The following is a 20,552-nucleotide window of genomic DNA, read 5'->3' as shown; positions in this document are numbered from 1 at the left end:
GCGAAGCGCACTGATTAATTGCCGAGGAGGATGGCTGTTCAAGCGCTAACGTTCATGTCTGGAAAACAATAAGAACGAGGGATTGCGATGACCGATCAACTGCCCCTGGAGCGCCTGGCGCTCTGGGTCGAGAAACGCCCCGATGCGATCTGGCTTAGCCAGCCGGTAAACGGCCAATGGCATGACTTCACCTGGGCCCAGGTGGACGAGCAGGCGCGGCGCATGGCCACGGCCTTGCGCGCGCTGGGCTGCGCACCGGGTGATCGGGTCGCGCTGCTGGCGAAGAACTGCGCCGAATGGATTATCGCCGACCTGGCGATCATGCTTGCCGGCTTGGTCAGCGTGCCGCTGTACCCGCTGCAATCGGCCGAGAGCATCGACTATGTGCTGCGCCATGCGCAGTGCAAGGCGATCTTTCTCGGCAAGCTTGATGATCCGGACAAATTCGTCGCCGGCATTCCATCCGAGGTGCTGCGCATCGCCATGCCCTATCCGACCCTGCCGGCGGCGCACGACTGGCATGCCTTGCTGGCGGCGCATCAGCCCCTGGCGCAGGCACATGCGCAGTCTGCCGATGAACTGCTGAGCATCCTCTATACCTCCGGCACCACGGGGCAGCCCAAGGGCGTGATGCTCTCGGCGCGGGCCTTTGCCGTTGCCGGTGGGCGTTCGGTCAAGGAGCTGCAGATCAGCGAGCAGGATCAGTTCTTCTCCTATTTGCCGCTGTCCCATGCCGCCGAGCGTTTTCTGGTGGAGATGAACGCCCTGTACAGCGGCGGCCGGGTGGCCTTTGTCGAATCCCTGGAAACCTTTGCCAGCGACCTGCGCCATGTGCGGCCTACCGTGTTCTTCTCCGTACCGCGGCTGTGGACACGCTTTCAGCAGGGCGTGCTGGAAAAACTGCCGCAGGCCAAGCTGGCGCGCCTGCTGCGTATTCCGCTGATCGGCGGCCTGGTCGCGCGCAAGATTCGCAAGGGTCTGGGCCTGGACCGGGCGCGTATTCTGGTCAGCGGCGCGGCGGCCATTCCGCGGGCGTTGCTGGATTGGTACCAGAGTATCGGCATCACCATCTGCGAGGGCTACGGCATGACCGAGCACCTGGCCTATGGCTGTTTCAACCGGCCGGGACAGGTGCGTTTCGGCACCGTTGGCCGGCCCATGCCGGGTAATCAGCTGCGCATCGCCGACGATGGCGAGATTCTGCTGCATTGCCCGAGCCTGATGCTGGGCTACTACCTGGACCCGGAGAAAACCGCCGAAACCATCAGCAATGGCTGGTTGCACACCGGCGACAAGGGCGAGGTGGATGGGGCCGGTTATCTGAAAATCACCGGGCGGGTGAAGGACATCTTCAAGACCAGCAAGGGCAAGTACATCGCCCCGGCACCCATCGAAGGCGAGATCGCCAAGAATCTCTGGGTCGAGCAGGTATGCCTGATGGGCAGCAACCTCGATCAGCCGTTGGCACTGATCGAACTGTCGCCGGCGGCCCGCGAACAGACGCGCGAACGGGTCGCGGCCGATCTGCTGCAGACTTTTCAGCAGCTCAATGCCCAGCTGCAGCCCCATGAGCGGCTTAGTCATTTTTTGCTGGTGCGCGAGGCGTGGACCGTGGACAACGGCTGCATGACCCCGACCATGAAGATCCGTCGTAATGTGCTGGAGGCACGCTTTGCCGATCAGCTGACGGAATTGGACGCCAGGCAGCCGCTGCATTGGCAATGAAGCGTTGGCTTAATGGCGGAGCCGGCTTGCTGTGGTTCGGCCCTCCGACAATGCTGTTGTTAAGGTGAGTGATCGCCAGCGAGCGGGCTCCTGCAGGTGTCTGCGCCGCTTTCCGACTACCGATTTCGATCCCAAGGAGCTGTTATGTCAGGCCCGCTGTCTTCCCTGAAAGTGCTGGATTTCTCCACCCTGCTGCCCGGGCCCTTTGCCTCGCTGCTGCTGGCCGACATGGGGGCCGAGGTGCTGCGGGTCGAGTCGCCGACACGCACCGACCTGATCCGGGTACTGCCACCGCACGACGGTGGCGTCTCGGCCAGCCATGCCTACCTCAACCGCAACAAGCGCTGCATCGCCCTGGACCTGAAGCAGGCCGAAGCGGTGGCGCTGGTCAAGCAGTTGGTGGCCGAGTACGACATCGTCCTGGAGCAGTTCCGCCCTGGGGTGATGGACAAGCTCGGGGTTGGCTATGAGGCGCTCAAGGCGATCAATCCCAGGTTGATCTACGTGGCGATCACCGGCTATGGCCAGACCGGGCCGTACAAGGATCGCGCCGGGCACGACATCAATTACCTGGCCCTGACCGGCATCGCCAGTTACACCGGGCGCCGCGACCGCGGGCCGCTGCCGTTGGGCGTGCAACTGGCGGATATTGCCGGCGGTTCGCTGCACGGGGTGATGGGCTTGCTGGCGGCGGTTATCCAGCGCCAGGTCACGGGCGAAGGGCAGTATGTCGATATCAGCATGAGCGACTGTGCCTTTGCCCTGCACGGCATGGCCGGTGCCGGATTCCTGGCGGCCGGGGTGGAGCCGCAGATGGAAAACCAGGTGCTCAACGGCGGCAGTTTCTATGACTACTACCAAACCCGCGATGGCCGCTGGTTCTCGGTCGGCAGCCTGGAACCGCAATTCATGCAGCAGTTCTGCTTGGCCCTCGGCCGCCCGGAACTGGCGGCGCGTGGCCTGTCGCCCAAGCCCGAGGATCAGCAGGCGCTCAAGCGCGAGATCGAGATCGAATTCGAGAAGCGCGACTTTGCCGAGTGGAGTCAGTTATTTTCCGCTCTGGATGCCTGCGTCGAGCCGATGCTGAGCCTGGCCGAGGCGGTCGATCACCCGCAGCTCAAAGCGCGCCAGCTGGTCGCCGCAGTGCCGCGTGCAGGCAGGGATCCACAGCCGCAGATTGCCTGTCCGATCAAGTTTTCCGCCGGCCTGCCCGCACCCAGGCATATTGGCGCGGCGCTCGGTGCGCATACCGAGGAGGTGCTGCGCGAGTTGGGCTATTCGGCCGAGCGGATCGCCGAGCTGAAGGCGGCCAAGGTCGTGGCGTAAGTGTTCTTCGGGGGCGTTCTTACTCACCGCCCCGACCCGGGGTTGTCGAACAGCCGTTGGGTCTCTAGGCTCCGAGGCTTTTTACGCTCGCGCCCCACTCTGGCTAGATGCGGTTCAGGCCGCCTTGCAGCGCCAAGTCCCAGGGTGGAACCGGGCCGAAGCGGGCTTTGAGAAACTCCAGCAGCAGGCGGCTGCGCGAGCCGCTTGCGCGCTCCAGGCGCAGGGCGTAGATGCCGCTCGGTTCCGGCGCCGGCAGGCCAGTCTCGCAGAACAGAGGCAGCAGCTCGCCGCGCAGCAGGTAGTCACTGATCAGCCAGGTCGGCAGGTGCGCGATGCCGAGGCCGGCGAGGGCGCCGAACAGCAAGGTTTCGGCGTTGTTGGCGATCATGCGCAGGCGTTTCGGTCGGCAGATCTGCAGCTTGCCGTCGATGTCGAAGCGCCAGGCATAGGGTGGCGCCAAGCTGTCCCAGTCGAGGCCGTCGTGCTCGAGCAGTTCGCTGGGCGCGCGCGGCACGCCGTGTCGTGCCAGGTAATCCGGGCTGGCGCAGACCACCCGCACCAGTGGCGAGAGGGCGGTGGCGACCAGGCGGGTGTCGGCCAGCGGGCCGATGCGCAGCACCAGATCGACTTCGCCGAGGTGCTCGCCGTGCAGATCGATGAAGCTGTCGATCAGGCGCAGTTGCACATCCAGCCCCGGATAGGCGACGAGAAACTCGGCAATCGCCGGTGCAAGGTGACGCCTGCCAAAAGGCGCTGGCGCGTCGATGCGGATCAAACCCTCCGGCGCGCTGCTCAGGGATACGGCTTCGGCGCGGGCCAGGTGCAGTTCCGCGAGTATGCGCCGGGCGCGCTCGGCAAAGGCCAGTCCCGCCGGGGTGGCGCGTACCGCGTGAGTGCTGCGGCTGAACAGGCTGCTACCGAGCGAGCGCTCCAGCGCATCGATGCGCCGGGCGACGGCCGAGGGGGTGAGCGGATGGCGCCTGGCGGCGGCGGAGAAGCTGCCGGTCTCCAGTACGTCGAGAAACAGGCTGAGTTGGTCGGTGAGGGCGTCGGGGTTCATATGTGCTTCGCTTGTGCGTGATCAGCATAGCGATTGTGCGCTGCTGTGCGTTTCCAGGCCAGTACTGGCTGGCTAGCATGCGCAGGACGCCAATGGAGCCACTGATGAGCCTGATCGACTTTGCCCTGAATCTGATCCTCGGCGTGCTGCTGGGTACGCTGGGCGGCCTGTTCGGCATCGGCGGCGGCCTGATCGCGATCCCGGCCTTGGGCGTGCTGTTCGGCCTGGATCAACAGTTGGCCCAGGGTACGGCCCTGGTAATGGTGGTGCCGAATGTGCTGCTGGCGCTGTGGCGCTATCACCAGCGCAACCGTATCGACCTGCGTCACGCACTGACCCTGGCGCTCAGCGGTTTCTGCTGTGCCTGGCTCGGGGCGGGTTGGGCGGTGACGCTGGACGCCGAGCGCATGCGCCTGGCCTTCGTCGGCTTTCTCTTGGTGCTGGCGCTCTACAATCTATTGCGGGTGTATTGGCGCCCTGCGGCGGGCAGCAGCGAGCTAGGCCACCCCTGGCCCTGGCTGGCTGTGCTGGGCAGTGGTGCCGGTTTGCTCGGCGGGCTGTTCGGGGTTGGTGGTGCGGTGTTGGCCACGCCGGTATTGACCAGTGTGTTCGGCACGACTCAGGTCGTTGCCCAGGGCCTGGCATTGGCGCTGGCGGCGCCCAGTACCGGGGTGACCTTGGTGACCTATGCGCAGCACGACCATGTCGCCTGGGCGCTGGCGCTGCCCCTGGCAATTGGCGGGCTGCTCAGCATCAGTTGGGGTGTGCGGTTAGCCCACGCCTTGCCCGAACGATTGTTGCAGGCGTTGTTCGCCGCTTTCCTGCTGCTCTGTGCGCTGCTGCTCGGCCTTAGAGCCTGAAGCCTTCGGCGATGTGCTCGGCCAGGGTTTCGGTTACCGGCGACTGGCTGTGCGAGTTACGCAGCAGCACGATGCTCGCCGAGGGCATGGCCGGCAAGCCTTCCGCCTCGCCAATGATGCGCATGTCCGGGGTGATCAGGCTCTGCAACTGCGCGGTGAGCGCCAGGCCGGCGCTGACTACCGCCATGATCGCCGAGAGGCTGGGGCTGGTGTAGGCGATGCGGTAGGGGCGTTCCATGGCGTCCAGCGCATTGCAGGCCCAGGAGCGGCAGAAGCACTGGGCGTTGAACATGGCCAGCGGCAGCGGTTCCTGCTCGTGTGGGCTGAATCCCTGAGCCTCGGCCCAGACCACGCGCTCCTGGCGCAACAGTTGGCCGATCTCGGTGCCCGGCTCGCGGGTGACGATGGTCAGGTCCAGGTCCTGGCGTTGCAGCAACTGGAACGACGGCTCGCAGTGCAGTTCAACCTGCACCAATGGGTAGGCCTGGGCGAAGCGCGAGAGTATCCCCGGCATAAAGCGCATCACATAGTCATCCGGGGTGCCGATACGCACCGAGCCGACCATGTGCGGCTCGCGCAGGGTGTTCATCACTTCGCCGTGCAGCTTGAGGATGCGTCGGGCGTAACCAAGCAGCACCTGGCCTTCGGCAGTCAGGCTGAGCTGGCGACCGTCGCGCTGGAACAGCGGGCGCTGCACCACGTCTTCTTCCAGGCGTTTCATCTGCATGCTGACCGCCGATTGAGTGCGGTTGACCATCTCGGCTGCTCGGGTAAAACCGCCGTTGTCGGCAATGGCGACAAAGGTACGCAGTAGCTCGCTGTCGATGCTCGGGTAACTGGCCATTCATCAATCTCCGAGATGCAAGGCATAAGAAACATTCGTTGGATTGATCATAAGTCCAGCGCGAGACTGTCGCCAACCCCATAAGGAGGGCGATGAGATGAAAGGTCAAAAAGGTTATGCACTGGTTAATCCGGTACCTCGCAGCGGCTTGAGTCTGAGTGCTCTTGCTCGCGCTGCTTGGCAGCAGCTCAGGCGTTGGCAGCAATTGGCAAAACAGCGTCGGCAGTTGGCTACGCTTAACGATGAGGCGCTCAAGGACATGGGTCTGAACCGCAGCGATGTGTTTCGCGAGACCGAGCGGCCGTTTTGGGATGATCCATTGGCGAAAGCTGTGGGCGGGGATAAATCGGAGTATTGAGATGCAAGTAGAGGTGCGGATCGTCAACGCTTTTGTCGATGGCGGAATAGGCGGCAATCCGGCCGGCGTGGTGCTGCAGGCCGACGCGTTGGAAAGCCGGCACAAGCAGGCGATCGCCGTCCAGATGGGCTTGTCGGAAACCGCCTTCGTTTCCAGCTCAACCAGTGCGGCGTTCAAGCTGGAGTTCTTCACCCCCACCCGGCAGATCGCGCATTGTGGCCACGCGACGGTTGCCACGTTTTCTCTGCTACGCCAGTTGGACCTGGTCGGCGAGGGTTGGACCAGCAAGGAAACCATCGACGGCAACCGCGACATCCTGCTCCAGGCCGACATGGCGTTCATGGAGCAGCGCGCCCCGGATTATCTCGACCTGAGCGATGACCCGACCCTGCTCGCCGAGGTGCTGACGGCCTTGGGTAGCGATCCCGCGCAGCTGCTGCCTGGCGTTTGGCCGGCGCGAGTGAGTACCGGTGGCGCTTTTGTCGTCATTCCGCTGGCGGATGAGGTGCAGGTGCATGCCCTGCATCCCGATCAGGCGGCATTGGCGCGACTCAGCGAACGGCTCGATCTTATCGGCTTCTATGTCTTCTCCCGACAGACGCGGCATCCGGGCCGGGCGGCAGGCGCGCGCATGTTCGCGCCGCGCTACGGCATCGATGAAGAGTCTGCCACCGGCATGGCGGCAGGACCGTTGGCCTGTTTCCTCCATGACCGCATGCAGTTGCCAGGGTCGCGCCTGCTGATCGAGCAGGGTTACCTGATGCAACCGCCATCACCCAGTGTGATCACCGTCGACCTGCAATTGGCGCAGGGGCGCATCGAGCGGCTGCTGGTTGGCGGCAAGGCGCAGACGATGCATGAGCTGACCCTAGAGCTATAACCCTGGGTCAGTGCCCGCCGGAGAGACAGGGCATGGCGTCCGTGTTCATTGCGCGGCGTATCGCGATGTAGCGGGTTTGGCGAGGGTAGTGGATCGGTGGATCGGCAACAGGCCGTGGGTTCCGCTACAATGCGCGCCGAATTCGATTTGCCTGAGAGCCCGCCCATGTCCGCTTGCCAGACCCCGATCATCGTTGCCTTGGATTTCCCGACCCGTGATGCCGCGCTGGCGCTGGCCGAGCGGCTCGATCCCAGACAGTGCCGGGTCAAGGTCGGCAAGGAGCTGTTCACCCGTTGCGGCCCGGAGATCGTCACGGCCCTGGGCGACAAGGGCTTCGAGGTGTTCCTCGACCTGAAATTTCACGATATTCCCAACACCACGGCAATGGCGGTCAAGGCGGCTGCTGAGCTGGGCGTGTGGATGGTCAACGTGCACTGCTCGGGTGGCCTGCGCATGATGGCGGCCTGCCGTGAAACCCTGGACGCCCTGAACGGTGCCAAGCCGCTGTTGATCGGCGTAACCGTGCTGACCAGCATGGAGCGTGAGGATCTGGCCGGCATCGGCCTGGATATCGAGCCCCAGGCGCAAGTCCTGCGTCTGGCGGGGCTGGCCGCGCAAGCCGGGATGGATGGCCTGGTGTGTTCTGCCCAGGAAGCCCAAGCGCTCAAGGCCGCTTATCCGGCATTGCAGCTGGTCACGCCCGGCATTCGTCCGGCGGGCAGCGCCCAGGACGATCAACGGCGTATTCTGACTCCACGCCAGGCGCTGGATGTCGGTTCCGATTATCTGGTCATCGGCCGGCCGATCAGCCAAGCCATCGACCCTGCGCAAGCCCTGGCTGCGGTCGTGGCCGAGCTGACCTGAAAGAGTGTGTAATTGCCCGCTTACGGTGCTCGATAATTTCACCAGCCTTGAACTCCGCCACGCGCTTTTGCCCTGTTCCTTATGACTAACCAGGTTTTTGCCATGCATCCCGCCGCCGAAGATTCGCCACTGGGTAAATCCAGCGAATACATCGCCACCTACACGCCGTCGCTGCTGTTCCCGATTGCGCGCGCAGCCAAGTGGGCCGAACTGGGCCTGACGGCCGAGACGTTGCCTTATCAGGGGGTGGATTTCTGGAATTGCTTCGAGCTGTCCTGGCTGTTGCCTTCCGGCAAGCCGGTGGTAGCCATTGGCGAGTTCGCCATCCCGGCGGACTCACCGAATATCATTGAGTCGAAATCTTTCAAGCTGTACCTCAACTCGTTGAATCAGACGGTATTCAATGATGTGAGCGAATTGCTCGCGCTGCTGCAGCAGGACTTGTCAGCGGCCGCCGGCAAGCCGGTGGGCGTGCGCGTGCGCAGTTTGGCCGAAGTGACGGCCGAAGGCGTGGCGACCTTGCCTGGGCAGTGCATCGATGAGCTGGATGTGCTCATCAGCAACTATGTGCAGCCGCAGCCTGAGTTGCTGCGTTGCAAGCCGGAGGTGCTAGTCGAGGAAAGCCTGCACAGTCACCTGTTGAAATCCAACTGCCCGGTCACCGGCCAGCCGGACTGGGGCAGCGTGGTGGTTCAGTACCGCGGTGCGGCGCTGGATCACGCCAGTTTGCTGGCCTATCTGGTGAGCTTTCGCCAGCATGCGGATTTCCATGAGCAGTGCGTGGAGCGGATCTTTCTCGACTTGCAACACCTGCTCCAGCCCGAGTACCTGACGGTGTATGCCCGTTACGTACGCCGTGGCGGACTGGACATCAATCCCTATCGCAGTACGGCGGCGATAGTGCCGGACAACCGGCGCTTGGTGCGCCAGTAAGCGGGGAGGGGCGGCAAGCCGGGATGCGGCAAATAAGATTTTTTGCGCATCAGGGCAGCTTGCCGCTGTCGCTTAGATCCCCATGTTAGCCAGGCTCTGCACAATGTTGCGCAAGGTACCGGCCAGGGTCGGATGACTCGCTTCAAATCGTTCCACGGCCAGATTGACGCCATCGATCAGGGTGGCATCTGGCGCGGCCGCTGCCTGGCGGGCCAGCTGAAGTTCGATTTCCTGGGTCAGGACAAATAGCGCTGCCCGTTCTTCTTCAGTCAGTGGCGGATCCTGAGCCAACTGATCGCGCAGCTCTTGCAACTGTTGCTGCAGGCGGTTTGCAGGCATAAAACTCTCCCTTTATTGATAGGCAAAAACATTGGCCGCACGCTTTAGCGAAGGCCCTTGCATGCCTGCTAGGGTAATCCAAGCAGCGCTGCTTTGCTTGCCCGGGATCAAATCTTCAGCGCTTGAGCGAGAGCTATCGCCAGTTCGGTGCGCGGCATTTTTATATCGATAGCTAGCCTGGCAATGTCACCTTGGCGCGAGCTCCGGATAGAAACGAGATTTTTCCCATGCGCTCAGGGTTTTTCGCCTTTTTGTCGGCGTGAGCCGAGGTCGACCAGGCAGGGGCCGAGTTCGCTCAATTGGTCGATTACTGCATGCACGCCGAGACGATACAGGGTCAAGGTCGCCTGGGTACGCAGGCGGTCGCGCTCGACTGCAGCGAGGGCTTGCCAGTCTGCCGGCGCCTGGCTACAGAGTGGTCCGCAGGCCGCCAGGCCGATGGTCCACAGCCCGGCATTGAGGCCGGCCTGGAGTAGGCGCGGTTCGCCACTGATCAACACGCAGCCATCGAGTTGCGCGACCTGCAGGTCCATCAGCGCCTGCCAGCAGGCGTCCGGCGCAGGCCAGGCGCGGCCAACTCTGCTCGGAGCGGCGGCGAGCCAGTCGGGCAGTGGGGATGCCAGGGCGATACTGGTATCGCGCGGCAGTTCATCGAGCCAGGCACAAGGCACATTCTGCAGATGCAGTTGTTGCAACTGCTCCAGGGCGCCCGGAGTGAATTCGGCGTGCTCGCAGGCTGCTTCGCACAACGCCTGCTCGAAGGCCTGCCGCTCGCCGGCATTGGGCATGCGGCCAAGCAGTTGCTCCAGGGCGCCATGGGCCGCGTTGATCTGTTCGTTGCCGTGCCGTGGATACAAGCGTTGTATGGCCGTGGGCAATGTGCGTGCACCAAAGTCCACCAGGCAACCGGATAAACCGAAGAGCACCGCACTGAAGGCGGGTGGGGCGGTTGGCATACTGGTCATCCTTCAATTGATGAAGTCCAGTCTGCAGGCTGTTTATGACGATTGGATGAAGCTGTTGTGACGGTCACCGCCAGCGACGGCCGATCCCTGTGGCGGTGGTTTGCACCCGATAAGCGCCTGCCATGACGACTGTCCATGTCCAGTCTAACGAGGCTGCGAGCACGGTCGAGTATGTGTTTTTCCTGAACATTGCTGGCACCCCTGCTGCCTATTTGCCTGCGTCAGGCTTTATACTGCCGGCCTCGATGGCTGCGTTGCGCCGGCCTACAATTTTTTCTCAAGGAGAGACCCTAATGCCTGTAATCGGTGCGAATTGGATCGATCGTCTGGGCCGATTGGTTGCCTGTGCCAGCCTGGTGCTGCTTCCATTGGTGGTTCAGGCTGCCGAAGAGGATCCTTGGGAAGGCTTCAATCGGGTGATCTTCCGCTTCAACGACACCCTCGATATCTATGCCCTGAAGCCCTTGGCGCAGGGCTATCAGGCGGTAACCCCGCAGTTCCTCGAAGATGGTGTGCATAACGTCTTCGGCAATATCGGCGACGTCGGCAACCTGGCCAACAACGTGCTGCAAGGCAAGCTGCACGATGCTGGCGTGGACACCAGTCGGGTGATCTTCAACACCACTTTCGGCTTATTAGGCTTCTTTGATGTGGCCAAGAAAATGGGCCTGCAACGCAGCGACGAAGACTTCGGTCAAACGTTCGGCGCCTGGGGGCTGGGCAGTGGGCCCTATGTGATGCTGCCGCTGCTCGGGCCGAGTACGGTGCGCGACACTTTCAGCAAAGTGCCGGACAGCCTGCTCCAGCCATACCGGTATATGAGCCATGTGCCGACCCGAAACCTCACGCGCGGTGTGGATGTCATCGATACCCGCGCCAGTCTGCTGTCGGCTGAGCGGCTGATCAGTGGCGACAAGTACATATTCATCCGCAACGCCTACCTGCAGAACCGTGAGTTCAAGGTGCGCGACGGTGATGTCGAGGACGACTTCTAGCCGTTCTGCTTGCAAGCATTTCATGCAAAAAAGGCGGCCATGTCAGGCCGCCTTTTTGCGTATAGAGCGCTGCGGATTTCAACTCATCGACAAAATAGCCAGGCCCAGGGTCTGGCGGCCATTGTCCAGGTCGCTGACGCGTACAACCTCGGCTTCGGCAATCAGCCCTTTGAGTTGATTATGGTCGGAGGCGATATGCACCTTGATCTTGTCGCCCAGCTTCAGCGCACACTCGGCCTCTAGTTGCATGCCGGTACTCGACAAGTCGAGGCACAGTGCGGGAATTTCCTTTCCGGCATGCTGCAGGGTCACTGGTGCTTCCAGTCGCATGCGGATGTAATCGCGTTTTTCACTGTAATCGTGATTACTTTGGCTCATGGACGCTATCCTCTTTGTTGTAGGGTTCTCCTGCTGTCCTTATAACCTTCGCCGATTTGAGCTGTAAAGTCGCGTAGTGATGACTGGCGCATGCTTGAATCGAGGTGCGTATGGGAGTACCGTCAGCGCCTTGAGACTTACCGAGTACGCGCGCTCAGGCTGATGGCCTGGTGCATACGCCTAGCCTTGCCCCGGCGCAGTTTGCCTGGATACCCAATGCACAAAACCAGTGCCACGCTGCTGATTATCGATGACGACGAAGTGGTGCGCGCGAGTCTCGCAGCCTACTTGGAAGACAGTGGCTTCGTCGTTCTGCAAGCCTCTAATGGCCTGGAAGGCTTCGACATATTCCAGCGCGAGCAGCCGGATGTGGTGATCTGCGATCTGCGCATGCCGCAGGTCGATGGCCTAGAGCTGATTCGCCGGATCAACCAACTGCAGGTAGAAACCCCGGTTATCGTCGTGTCGGGCGCCGGTGTGATGAGTGACGCGGTCGAAGCCTTGCGCCTGGGCGCCGCCGATTACCTGATCAAACCCCTGGAAGACCTCGCGGTGCTCGAACATTCGGTGCGCCGTGCGCTGGATCGTGCGCATCTGCGTCTGGAGAACCAGCGTTATCGGGAGCAACTGGAAGCCGCCAACCGCGAGCTGCAAGCCAGCCTGCATCTGTTGCAGGAGGACCAGAACGCCGGTCGGCAGGTACAGATGAACATGCTGCCGGTCACGCCCTGGAAAGCCGATGGCCTGCAATTCGCCCACCAGATCATTCCGTCGCTCTACCTCTCCGGGGATTTCGTCGACTATTTCCGCGTCGATGAACGCCGCATCGCCTTTTACCTCGCGGATGTGTCCGGACATGGCGCGTCATCGGCATTCGTCACTGTACTGCTGAAGTTCATGACCACTCGTTTGCTCTATGAGTTGCGGCGCAATGGTCGTTTCCCCGAGTTCAAGCCTTCGGAAGTCCTCGCTCATATCAATCGCGGCTTGATCAATTGCAAGCTGGGCAAGCACGTGACCATGCTCGGTGGGGTCATCGATGAGCAGCAGGGTCAACTGACTTACAGCATCGGTGGTCATCTACCGCTGCCGGTGCTGTACAGCGAAGGCGAAGCGCATTACCTGACGGGTCGTGGTTTACCGGTTGGCTTGTTCGATGAAGCCGAATACAGCGACCATGTGCTGAAGTTGCCCGAATCGTTCAGCCTGACGCTGCTGTCCGACGGTATTCTCGACCTGCTGCCAGGCGATACCCTGCAGGAAAAAGAGCTCGCGCTGCCCCGTTTGGTCAACTCGGCAGGTGGAACCCTGGATGGGTTGCGTCAAGTGTTGGGGCTGGCCAATCTGGCGGATATGCCGGATGATATTGCCTTGCTGGTGTTAAGCAGGAACCTTGCATGAATCCTGGGATAAGCCCCGGTAGAATCCAGTTCGCCGAACAAAACGGTACCTTCGTACTGAAGTTTGTAGGTGAAGTGCGCCTGACCCTTTGCTCGGCGCTGGATTCCACCATTGAAAAGATTTTTACCGCGCTGAATTTCTCCGCCATCGTCATCGACCTGACCGAGACTCGCAGCATCGACAGCACCACCCTGGGCTTGCTGGCCAAGCTGTCGATTCTCTCGCGGCAGAAGATTGGTCTGCTGCCAACCGTGGTGACCACCCACCCCGACATCACCCGGCTGTTGCAGTCGATGGGCTTCGATCAGGTGTTCAACATCGTCGATACGCCGATTCCCTGTCCGGAGTGCCTGGACGATCTGCCATCGCAGGATCAATCGGAAGAGGTGGTGCGGGCCAAGGTGCTGGAAGCTCACCGCATTTTGATGGATCTGAATGACTCCAATCGTGCCGCTTTCCACGATCTGGTCAGCGCGCTAGAGCATTACTGATAGATCACGCTGTTTTCACAGGTGCGGGGCGTTCGATGAAAATCGGCGCCCCGCATTGCATTCAGGCGATATCGGCGAGCAGCTTTTCCAGCTTTTCCTGATCGCGAGCGAATTGACGAATGCCTTCGGCAAGCTTTTCCGTGGCCATCGGATCCTCGTTCATCGCCCAGCGGAACTGGCTTTGTTCGAGGCTTTGACGCGCTTCGGCGGGCTGGCCGCTGCTCAGCTTGCGCTCGAGCGGTGACTGGTCATCGGCCAGTTGCTGCAACAGTTCCGGGCTGATGGTCAGGCGGTCGCAACCGGCCAACTGCTCGATCTGGCCAATGTTACGGAAGCTGGCGCCCATCACTACGGTCGCATAGCCGTTGGCCTTGTAGTAGTTGTAGATGCGCGTCACCGACTGCACGCCGGGATCCTCTGCACCGACGAAATCACGGCCTTCGGCCTTCTTGTACCAGTCGTAGATCCTGCCCACGAAGGGTGAGATCAGAAACACGCCGGCGTCGGCGCAGGCCTGGGCTTGGGCGAAGGAGAACAGCAGCGTGAGGTTGCACTGGATACCGGCTTTTTCCAGTTGTTCGGCGGCGCGGATACCCTCCCAGGTCGAGGCGATCTTGATCAGTACCCGCTCGCGGCCAATGCCCGCCTGGTCATACAGGTCGATCAGACGTTCGGCGCGACGCAAGGTGGCCTGAGTATCGAAGGACAGGCGCGCATCGACTTCAGTGGAAATACGCCCCGGGATGATCTTGAGGATTTCCTGGCCGACCGTCACGCCGAAGCGGTCGCAGGCCAGGCCCAGGTCACCCTGACTGGCGTTGACTGCATTTTTCAGCAGCTGAGCGTAGCGCGGCATGGCGGCGGCTTTGAGCAGCAGTGACGGGTTGGTGGTGGCGTCGACCGGTTGCATGCGGGCGATGGCATCGAGGTCGCCAGTATCGGCGACCACTGTGGTGAACTGTTTGAGTTGATCCAGCTTGGAAGTCATGGCACTGCCTTGTCGTTACTGATGGCATGACCTTACCCGAGTCAGCGCCCTTGCAGCAATTGCGCCGCCTGGTCGAACAGCGCCAGGGGCTCGGCGGTCTTGTGAATATCCACCGACAATAGCTGGCGGAAGCGCCGGGCGCCGTTGAAGCCCTGGGCCAGACCGAGCATGTGCCGGGTGATGTGGTGCATGCTGCCGCCCTCAGCCAGGTGCTCGGCGATATAGCCGCGCATCGATTGCATCGCCTCGAAGCGGCTGAGTACTGGTGCCGTCGAGCCGAATAGCTGTTGATCGACCTGTGCCAGCAGATAGGGATTGTGATACGCCTCGCGGCCAAGCATGACGCCATCGAAGGTCTGCAGGTGGGTCTGGCATTCCTCCAAGGTCTTGATGCCGCCGTTGAGGATGATCTGCAGATCCGGGAAGTCGCGTTTGACCTGCGCCGCCAGGTCGTAGCGCAGCGGCGGCACTTCGCGGTTTTCCTTGGGCGAGAGCCCGGAAAGAATGGCAATGCGCGCATGCACGGTAAAGCTCTGGCAACCGGCTTCGCGCACCTGACCGATGAAGTCGCACAGTTCGGTGTAGCTGTCGCGGCCGTCGATGCCGATACGGTGCTTGACCGTCACTGGAATGCTCACCGCATCACCCATCGCCTTGACGCACTCGGCGACCAGCGCCGGGTGGGCCATCAGGCAGGCGCCGATCATGTTGTTCTGCACCCGGTCGCTGGGGCAGCCGACATTCAGGTTGACCTCGTCGTAGCCCGCCGCTTCAGCCAACTTGGCGCAGGCCGCCAGCTCGGCCGGCACGCTACCGCCGAGCTGCAGTGCCAGCGGGTATTCCGCTACGCTGTGGCGCAGAAAACGCGCGCTATCGCCATGCAGCAGGGCGCCTGTGGTGACCATCTCGGTATACAACAGCGCATGCCGCGAGAGTTGACGCAGGAAAAAGCGGCAATGGCGATCCGTCCAATCCATCATCGGGGCAACAGAAAACCTCCTAGATACGGGGTGCACTGTTATAGCTAGGTTTTCCGGGCTTATAGCGAACATTTACTGCGCTCTCATTTACTACGGTTTTCCACGTTTTTGCTTATTTCTGCTACAGCGTTGCTGCAATGTAGCAACACAAAGCGGCCATGTAGCAAAACCTATGGACACAGTCATTACCTGCAAGCGTAAGAACGGCTCTACGGCGTATACAGTGCAGATCCGCATCGTACAAAAGGGCGCAATAGTTTATCAGGAAAGCCAAACCTTCGACCGCAAGGTGTCGGCCTAGGCATGGATCAAAAAACGCGAGTCCGACCTGTCCTCGCCGGGCGCTATCGAGAAGGCAAATCGCAAGGCGTTACGGTCAAGGAGATGATTGACCTATATTTGGCTGAGTACGTTTAGGAGCTGTATGTAGTGGCTTCTGTCTCTGGCCAGAGGGATTGGAACTCATTATTAAGGACCCCGTGATTGAGGCCCAGAAAAGGCTACGGAGATCGCCGTAGACCTCTACCCATGAGCTTGTCGTGCTCTGTTTACGCCTTCTGATGCTGTGCGTCGAGTAGGCTGCAAGGTCGTTTAAGTGGACGCCTCGGGCCGCTTTCTGGCTTTTCTCGATGGGTACCAGTTTTCAATGAGCAGTGTCTTTGAGCACTTTCAGGTCGAAGTTAGACAATTTTAGCTGGTGTCGTCGGCAGACAATTCTCCTCAGCAAGCGCCCAACTCCTGCGCTTAGTCAGATGAGGAGGCCGTAGTGGCTATCAGTGTGTTCGACTTGTTCAAGATCGGTATCGGCCCCTCCAGCTCGCATACCGTCGGCCCCATGCGCGCCGCGGCGCTGTTCACTGGCGCGCTGCGTGAGCGGCACCAGCTTGAGCGTGTGCAACGCGTGGAAGTGCGCCTGTATGGCTCGTTGTCGGCCACCGGCATCGGTCATGGCAGCGACACCGCGGTGATCATGGGCCTGATGGGTGACTGGCCGGATCAGATCGACCCGGCGCACATCGCGCCGCGCATTGAGGCCCTGCACCGCACCGGCACCTTGCAGCTGGATGGGCGCTTGTCGATTGCCTTCGACTGGCAGCGCGACATGTTGCTGCTCGAGGAAAACTTGCCCTATCACCCGAATGCCATGACCCTGACGGCCTACGCGGCCGACGGCAGCGAGCTGAGTAGCGGCACCTATTATTCGGTCGGTGGCGGTTTCGTGGTCGATGCCGAACAGGCGGCCACCGGCCAGCTGGACCAGGATCACACCCAGTTACCTTACGACTTCTCCAGCGGCGACGAGTTGATGCGCCTGTGCAAGGAGCATGGGCTGCGGGTGTCCGAATTGATGATGGCCAACGAGAAGGCCTGGCACAGCGAGGCGGAGATCCGCAGCGGTCTGATGCGCCTGTGGCAAGCCATGCGCGACTGTGTCGAGCAGGGTCTCAAGCACGAGGGCATCCTGCCCGGCGGGCTCAACGTCAAGCGCCGCGCCGCCAAGCTGCACCGCAGCCTGCAGGAAATGAGCAAGCCCAACGTGATCGGCTCGACCCTCAGTGGCATGGAATGGGTCAACCTGTTCGCCCTGGCGGTCAACGAGGAGAACGCCGCCGGCGGGCGCATGGTCACCGCGCCGACCAACGGCGCGGCCGGCATCATCCCGGCGGTGCTGCACTACTACGTGCGCTTCAGCCCGGCGATCAGCGAAGCCGATGTGGTCGATTACCTGTTGGCCGCAGCGGCGGTCGGCATTCTGTGCAAGAAGAACGCCTCGATCTCCGGCGCCGAAGTCGGTTGCCAGGGCGAGGTCGGCTCGGCCTGCGCCATGGCCGCGGCCGGTTTGGCGGAGATTCTCGGAGCCACGCCGGAGCAGCTGGAAAACGCCGCCGAGATCGGTCTGGAGCACAACCTCGGACTGACCTGCGATCCGGTTGGCGGGCTGGTTCAGGTGCCGTGCATCGAGCGCAATGCGATCGCCGCGGTGAAGGCGATCAATGCCGCACAGATGGCCTTGCGCGGCGACGGCCAGCACTTCATCTCGCTCGACCGAGTGATCCGCACCATGCGCGACACCGGCGCCGATATGCATGACAAGTACAAGGAAACCTCGCGCGGTGGCCTGGCCGTCAGTGCGATCGAGTGTTGAGTCGAGCCATTCAGTCCCGTCCTAATCGTACCAATAGATATCCCGCTGCCGGATCATTGCCGGCTAGTAGAGGTGAGCATGTCCAGTTTCGAAGCGTTGAAACAGCCAGCAGAGGTTACTTTGGAAGCGATTGGCTTCTTGCTTGCCGACAATTTCAGTTTGATTGCTCTGGCTAGTGTGTTGGAGCCTTTGCGGCGGGCCAATCAGTTTTCTGGGCGTAACCTCTATCGTTGGAAAACCCTGACTGCGGACGGTCGTCCAGTGCGTGCGAGTAACGGTATGTTGGTATCCCCGGATGGCGTCGCCAATGTCGAATTGAAATTAGATGCCTTGATTATTTGTGGCGGTGATGCGTGCGCGAGCGCTTGTAGTCCAGAACAAATTCGCCTGTTACAGAATCAGGCTGCGCGTGGCGTGCATCTGGGAGCATTGGGATCCGGCAGCTGGTTATTGGCTAATGCAGGGCTTCTGAACGGCTATGAGTGCTCGACGAACTGGGAGCTAAAGGTCGACATGGGCGAGGCTTTTCCCAAGGTATTGCTTAGTTCGCAGCAGTTTGCTCTCGATCGTGACCGCTACACCGCAGCGAGTAGCGGAGCAGGGCTGGATATGATGCTGCAACTTATTGGCCGCAGTCACGGTCCGGCTTTAGTGGGTGCAATCAGTGAGACGTTGGTTCTTGAGCAAGCCCGGAGCGGGCCGACGCCAGGGCATGCATCATTCCGGCACATGCTGGACAGTCCCCCACCGAAGTTGCAGGAAGTTATAACGCTGATGGAGGCTAATCTTCAGGAACCCATCGAACTGGATCAGCTGGCTAGCTTTATTGAGTTGTCGAGACGACAGCTTGAGCGGCTGTTTTGCCAGTACTTACGCTGCTCGCCGTCGCGCTACTACTTGAAGTTGCGCCTAATTCTGGCTCGGCAGATGCTCAAGCAGACGGCTTTGCCGATAGTTGATGTCGCCTCGGGCTGCGGTTTTGTCACCGCGTCGCATTTTTCCAAGTGCTACCACGAGCACTTTGGCGTTGCGCCGAGCCACGAGCGCCGGAGCAAGTCCCAGCGCTGTCGTCTGGCCACGCACTGATCCTGCATTCTCTCTGCAACATTTTCAGGCCCGTACATGCCAGCCGCATGTGCGGGCTTTTTTTGGTGCGCCAGGCACGGCCCTTTCTGACTTACTGTTGTGGTGAGCTGGATGACTTGGAGGTGAAAGTCCTCTAGGGCTGGCAAAAAGGACGTTCAGGCGTTTTGGGTGGCGGTTTTGTGGTCGCGTATGACCATCTTCGGGTCGGAATTGTACAAAAGTTGAGTGCCTGCATCTGTTCGAATGACTTCAGCCACCTGCCAAAACAGTGTGCCGAGTCACGATAAAACTATATGAATTCTCGCCATGCCCATGTCCAACATGTTTCGGATGCAGAGCGGCCAGAAAATCAATTCGACTTTCTCGGCCCAGGGATACGCCACTCTCCAGGTCAAGCTGTGCGCCCACGGGGCGGCAGAAACTATTGATGCGGTGATCTTTACCTCTCACCTCGATACCACCTATTGCAGCGATTTCCGTAATGCTTCTACGACTACGGCCGCGCGAACGGTGCCCCCAAGCTGTCCTGAGGAAAACACTATCCGTATGTGGGGATGATGCGTGTTGCGTTCCGTTGAGTCGATCCGACTCAGTGCATGAGGTTGCAGCTGGCCTGCACCACGGCATTCGAACTTTGGGCGGTAAATAGGGGCTGTTCAGTTTCATTTGCACGTCGCACCAGCGTCTAAGCTTCAAGTCACGGCGTGATGGAGAAAGCAAGTGGCAGAGCTAGAAGGACAGAAGCACCTGTCCATCATCGAGGAGAGACAATAATGAATAATCGCATCGATCTTTCACGACGGACATTTCTGAAAACCACCGGAATCCTGGCGGGTAGCGCCGCCCTGGCTGGCGTCTTACCCTTGAGAGGCTTTGCCGCAACTGAAAAAGAGCTGGTCATCCTGGCGTGGGCCGGGCACGCCGAGCAGGATATCGTCGGCGACTTCGAACGCCAGTTCGGGGTCACGGTAAAGGCCAAGTACTATACGGGCGGCGACAACATGCTGGGACTGATTTCACAGTCCCCCCCCGGCACCTTTGACTTAATCCTATCCGACGCCGAATACGTGCAGCAGCTCAACGCCGGCGGCTACATCGAGCGGCTCGACCCCGCCGACTACCCTTTCGACGACTTCTTCCCCGAATTTCAGAAATTTCCCGGGCACTGGCAGGACGGCGAGCTGTACTCAGTACTGATCCGTTTTGGCTTTCTTGGCATCGCCTACAACACCCAGCTGGTTCCCGAGGCCAAGGTGCATAGCTATGACGTGTTCTGGGACGAGAGCCTCAAGGGCAAGGTCGGGCATTTCGACTGGCACCTGCCGAACCTGGGGCAGATCAGCCTGCTCAATGGCAATTCGCGTCCGTACGATATCGATGATGCGCATTGGAAAGCCGTCCAGGAGAAAATCATGACTCTGCGTCCGCAGATCGGTGGTTTCTTCGATTACGGCGGAACCTTCTCCTCGCTGAAGAACGGTCAGATCCATGCGATGTGCGGCATCGGCGACTGGATTACCGGGGTGTTGCAGCGTTCCGGCGCGCCAGTTAAGACCGTGGTGCCGGAGGAGGGTGGGTTGCAGTGGACTGAGTCCTATTGCATCGCCAAGAACGCGCACAGCCCCGAGCTGGCGAAGAAGTTCATCCAGTACATCACCGCGCCGGAAGGCCAGGTCAAGACGGCGAAAATGGCCGCTTACCCTGCATTGATTCCGAGCAAGAAGGGCTGGGAGCTGCTGAGTAAGGTCGATCCCGCCGAAGCCCAGCGCCAGAACATGGTGATCGGCCAACGCAACGTCATGGATGATATCCGCGATGGCCGCATCAAGTACCGCGAACTCCCTGTTCAGCAGAGTCTGGAGGAGTGGAATGACTTCTGGTCGGAATACAAGAGTGCCTGAGCATAAGCAGCGGGGTGGTCGTAGTGGCTTCA

At 60.9% G+C, this 20,552-nt stretch carries 20 protein-coding genes and 2 pseudogenes; 15 read left to right on the top strand and 7 right to left on the bottom strand.

The window, feature by feature from the left end; all coding sequences use genetic code 11:
- The first annotated feature begins 87 nt into the window (after positions 1 to 87).
- Together LJY18_RS18730 and LJY18_RS18725 are read left to right on the top strand one after the other, a co-directional pair.
- A complete protein-coding gene (locus LJY18_RS18730; protein WP_238043390.1) occupies positions 88 to 1,725 on the top strand; it encodes an AMP-binding protein in 1,638 nt (545 codons plus the stop codon).
- Positions 1,726 to 1,869: 144 nt separating this feature from the next.
- Entirely contained in the window at positions 1,870 to 3,051 is a 1,182-nt protein-coding gene (locus tag LJY18_RS18725) for a CaiB/BaiF CoA transferase family protein (protein WP_238043389.1), read from the top strand.
- 103 nt (positions 3,052 to 3,154) lie between these two features.
- Here LJY18_RS18725 and LJY18_RS18720 read toward each other — a convergent pair whose 3' ends face one another.
- Complete coding sequence (locus tag LJY18_RS18720; RefSeq protein ID WP_238043388.1) at positions 3,155 to 4,111, bottom strand: LysR family transcriptional regulator; 957 nt, start codon at positions 4,109 to 4,111, stop codon at positions 3,155 to 3,157.
- A 104-nt stretch (positions 4,112 to 4,215) separates the two neighbouring features.
- On the opposite strand from LJY18_RS18720, the gene LJY18_RS18715 reads away from it, so the two are divergent.
- A complete protein-coding gene (locus LJY18_RS18715) occupies positions 4,216 to 4,971 on the top strand; it encodes a sulfite exporter TauE/SafE family protein (RefSeq protein WP_238043387.1) in 756 nt (251 codons plus the stop codon).
- Here LJY18_RS18715 and LJY18_RS18710 read toward each other — a convergent pair.
- Positions 4,961 to 5,815, bottom strand: coding sequence for a LysR substrate-binding domain-containing protein (locus tag LJY18_RS18710; RefSeq protein WP_238043386.1), 855 nt, complete (start codon positions 5,813 to 5,815; stop codon positions 4,961 to 4,963). The two genes, LJY18_RS18715 and LJY18_RS18710, sit on opposite strands and share 11 nt — an antisense overlap.
- Between LJY18_RS18710 and LJY18_RS22795 the strand changes: the two are divergent.
- From LJY18_RS22795 to queF, 5 genes and pseudogenes are all read left to right on the top strand, one after another.
- Positions 5,788 to 5,862: pseudogene (locus LJY18_RS22795) on the top strand (hypothetical protein); the annotation flags it as partial. The gene LJY18_RS18710 and the pseudogene LJY18_RS22795 overlap by 28 nt on opposite strands.
- 50 nt (positions 5,863 to 5,912) lie before the next feature.
- Positions 5,913 to 6,173, top strand: coding sequence for a DUF1127 domain-containing protein (locus tag LJY18_RS18705; protein WP_238043384.1), 261 nt, complete (start codon positions 5,913 to 5,915; stop codon positions 6,171 to 6,173).
- Between the two features lies 1 nt (position 6,174).
- On the top strand, positions 6,175 to 7,053 hold the full coding sequence (locus LJY18_RS18700) for a PhzF family phenazine biosynthesis protein (RefSeq protein WP_238043383.1): 879 nt from the start codon (positions 6,175 to 6,177) through the stop codon (positions 7,051 to 7,053).
- 165 nt (positions 7,054 to 7,218) lie between these two features.
- On the top strand, positions 7,219 to 7,917 hold the full coding sequence (gene pyrF, locus LJY18_RS18695; protein ID WP_238043381.1) for an orotidine-5'-phosphate decarboxylase: 699 nt from the start codon (positions 7,219 to 7,221) through the stop codon (positions 7,915 to 7,917).
- 102 nt (positions 7,918 to 8,019) lie between these two features.
- Positions 8,020 to 8,850 carry an NADPH-dependent 7-cyano-7-deazaguanine reductase QueF gene (gene queF / locus LJY18_RS18690; RefSeq protein ID WP_238043379.1) on the top strand — a complete coding sequence of 277 codons (831 nt, stop codon included), beginning with the start codon at positions 8,020 to 8,022 and terminating at the stop codon, positions 8,848 to 8,850.
- 72 nt (positions 8,851 to 8,922) lie between these two features.
- On the opposite strand, the gene LJY18_RS18685 is transcribed toward queF, so the two are convergent.
- Both LJY18_RS18685 and LJY18_RS18680 read right to left on the bottom strand, forming a co-directional pair.
- A complete protein-coding gene (locus LJY18_RS18685; protein ID WP_238043378.1) occupies positions 8,923 to 9,189 on the bottom strand; it encodes a DUF4404 family protein in 267 nt (88 codons plus the stop codon).
- 233 nt (positions 9,190 to 9,422) lie between these two features.
- On the bottom strand, positions 9,423 to 10,145 hold the full coding sequence (locus LJY18_RS18680; RefSeq protein WP_238043376.1) for an HAD family phosphatase: 723 nt from the start codon (positions 10,143 to 10,145) through the stop codon (positions 9,423 to 9,425).
- Positions 10,146 to 10,447: 302 nt separating this feature from the next.
- Between LJY18_RS18680 and LJY18_RS18675 the strand changes: the two genes are divergently transcribed.
- Positions 10,448 to 11,149: an MlaA family lipoprotein gene (locus LJY18_RS18675; protein ID WP_238043374.1), complete on the top strand. Its 702-nt coding sequence runs from the start codon at positions 10,448 to 10,450 to the stop codon at positions 11,147 to 11,149.
- A 78-nt stretch (positions 11,150 to 11,227) separates the two neighbouring features.
- Here LJY18_RS18675 and LJY18_RS18670 read toward each other — a convergent pair whose 3' ends face one another.
- Positions 11,228 to 11,527 (bottom strand): PilZ domain-containing protein, encoded by a 300-nt coding sequence (locus tag LJY18_RS18670; protein WP_238043372.1) that lies wholly within the window; start codon positions 11,525 to 11,527, stop codon positions 11,228 to 11,230.
- Between the two features lie 216 nt (positions 11,528 to 11,743).
- On the opposite strand from LJY18_RS18670, the gene rssB reads away from it, so the two are divergent.
- Complete coding sequence (rssB, locus tag LJY18_RS18665) at positions 11,744 to 12,928, top strand: two-component system response regulator RssB (protein WP_238043371.1); 1,185 nt, start codon at positions 11,744 to 11,746, stop codon at positions 12,926 to 12,928.
- Between the two features lie 8 nt (positions 12,929 to 12,936).
- Positions 12,937 to 13,419 carry an anti-sigma factor antagonist RssC gene (gene rssC, locus LJY18_RS18660; protein WP_238043421.1) on the top strand — a complete coding sequence of 161 codons (483 nt, stop codon included), beginning with the start codon at positions 12,937 to 12,939 and terminating at the stop codon, positions 13,417 to 13,419.
- A gap of 61 nt (positions 13,420 to 13,480) precedes the next feature.
- On the opposite strand, the gene tal is transcribed toward rssC, so the two are convergent.
- Positions 13,481 to 14,407, bottom strand: coding sequence for a transaldolase (gene tal / locus LJY18_RS18655; protein WP_238043370.1), 927 nt, complete (start codon positions 14,405 to 14,407; stop codon positions 13,481 to 13,483).
- Positions 14,408 to 14,448: 41 nt separating this feature from the next.
- A complete protein-coding gene (gene dusA, locus LJY18_RS18650; RefSeq protein WP_238043369.1) occupies positions 14,449 to 15,459 on the bottom strand; it encodes a tRNA dihydrouridine(20/20a) synthase DusA in 1,011 nt (336 codons plus the stop codon).
- A gap of 100 nt (positions 15,460 to 15,559) precedes the next feature.
- Between dusA and LJY18_RS18645 the strand changes: the two are divergent.
- From LJY18_RS18645 to LJY18_RS18630, 4 genes and pseudogenes are all read left to right on the top strand, one after another.
- Positions 15,560 to 15,798: pseudogene (locus LJY18_RS18645) on the top strand (site-specific integrase); the annotation flags it as partial.
- 355 nt (positions 15,799 to 16,153) lie between these two features.
- A complete protein-coding gene (locus tag LJY18_RS18640; RefSeq protein ID WP_238043368.1) occupies positions 16,154 to 17,533 on the top strand; it encodes an L-serine ammonia-lyase in 1,380 nt (459 codons plus the stop codon).
- A gap of 78 nt (positions 17,534 to 17,611) precedes the next feature.
- On the top strand, positions 17,612 to 18,619 hold the full coding sequence (locus LJY18_RS18635) for a GlxA family transcriptional regulator (protein ID WP_238043367.1): 1,008 nt from the start codon (positions 17,612 to 17,614) through the stop codon (positions 18,617 to 18,619).
- Positions 18,620 to 19,392: 773 nt separating this feature from the next.
- Positions 19,393 to 20,520, top strand: a complete 1,128-nt coding sequence (locus LJY18_RS18630; RefSeq protein ID WP_238043366.1) for an extracellular solute-binding protein — start codon at positions 19,393 to 19,395, stop codon at positions 20,518 to 20,520.
- Positions 20,521 to 20,552 lie beyond the last annotated feature (32 nt).

Origin of the sequence: Pseudomonas sp. MMS21 TM103, assembly GCF_022132145.1 — a bacterium.
In the GTDB taxonomy this organism is placed as follows: Bacteria; Pseudomonadota; Gammaproteobacteria; order Pseudomonadales; family Pseudomonadaceae; genus Aquipseudomonas.
This window is presented reverse-complemented; position numbering and strand designations above follow the sequence as displayed.

Bases quoted from the DNA above. Each gene is read 5' to 3' on its own strand.
- LJY18_RS18730 (WP_238043390.1), top strand. From the start codon at position 88: ATGACCGATCAACTGCCCCTGGAGCGCCTGGCGCTCTGGGTCGAGAAA.
- LJY18_RS18725 (WP_238043389.1), top strand. From the start codon at position 1,870: ATGTCAGGCCCGCTGTCTTCCCTGAAAGTGCTGGATTTCTCCACCCTG.
- LJY18_RS18720 (WP_238043388.1), bottom strand. From the start codon at position 4,111: ATGAACCCCGACGCCCTCACCGACCAACTCAGCCTGTTTCTCGACGTA.
- LJY18_RS18715 (WP_238043387.1), top strand. From the start codon at position 4,216: ATGAGCCTGATCGACTTTGCCCTGAATCTGATCCTCGGCGTGCTGCTG.
- LJY18_RS18710 (WP_238043386.1), bottom strand. From the start codon at position 5,815: ATGGCCAGTTACCCGAGCATCGACAGCGAGCTACTGCGTACCTTTGTC.
- LJY18_RS18705 (WP_238043384.1), top strand. From the start codon at position 5,913: ATGAAAGGTCAAAAAGGTTATGCACTGGTTAATCCGGTACCTCGCAGC.
- LJY18_RS18700 (WP_238043383.1), top strand. From the start codon at position 6,175: ATGCAAGTAGAGGTGCGGATCGTCAACGCTTTTGTCGATGGCGGAATA.
- pyrF (WP_238043381.1), top strand. From the start codon at position 7,219: ATGTCCGCTTGCCAGACCCCGATCATCGTTGCCTTGGATTTCCCGACC.
- queF (WP_238043379.1), top strand. From the start codon at position 8,020: ATGCATCCCGCCGCCGAAGATTCGCCACTGGGTAAATCCAGCGAATAC.
- LJY18_RS18685 (WP_238043378.1), bottom strand. From the start codon at position 9,189: ATGCCTGCAAACCGCCTGCAGCAACAGTTGCAAGAGCTGCGCGATCAG.
- LJY18_RS18680 (WP_238043376.1), bottom strand. From the start codon at position 10,145: ATGCCAACCGCCCCACCCGCCTTCAGTGCGGTGCTCTTCGGTTTATCC.
- LJY18_RS18675 (WP_238043374.1), top strand. From the start codon at position 10,448: ATGCCTGTAATCGGTGCGAATTGGATCGATCGTCTGGGCCGATTGGTT.
- LJY18_RS18670 (WP_238043372.1), bottom strand. From the start codon at position 11,527: ATGAGCCAAAGTAATCACGATTACAGTGAAAAACGCGATTACATCCGC.
- rssB (WP_238043371.1), top strand. From the start codon at position 11,744: ATGCACAAAACCAGTGCCACGCTGCTGATTATCGATGACGACGAAGTG.
- tal (WP_238043370.1), bottom strand. From the start codon at position 14,407: ATGACTTCCAAGCTGGATCAACTCAAACAGTTCACCACAGTGGTCGCC.
- dusA (WP_238043369.1), bottom strand. From the start codon at position 15,459: ATGTTCGCTATAAGCCCGGAAAACCTAGCTATAACAGTGCACCCCGTA.
- LJY18_RS18635 (WP_238043367.1), top strand. From the start codon at position 17,612: ATGTCCAGTTTCGAAGCGTTGAAACAGCCAGCAGAGGTTACTTTGGAA.
- LJY18_RS18630 (WP_238043366.1), top strand. From the start codon at position 19,393: ATGAATAATCGCATCGATCTTTCACGACGGACATTTCTGAAAACCACC.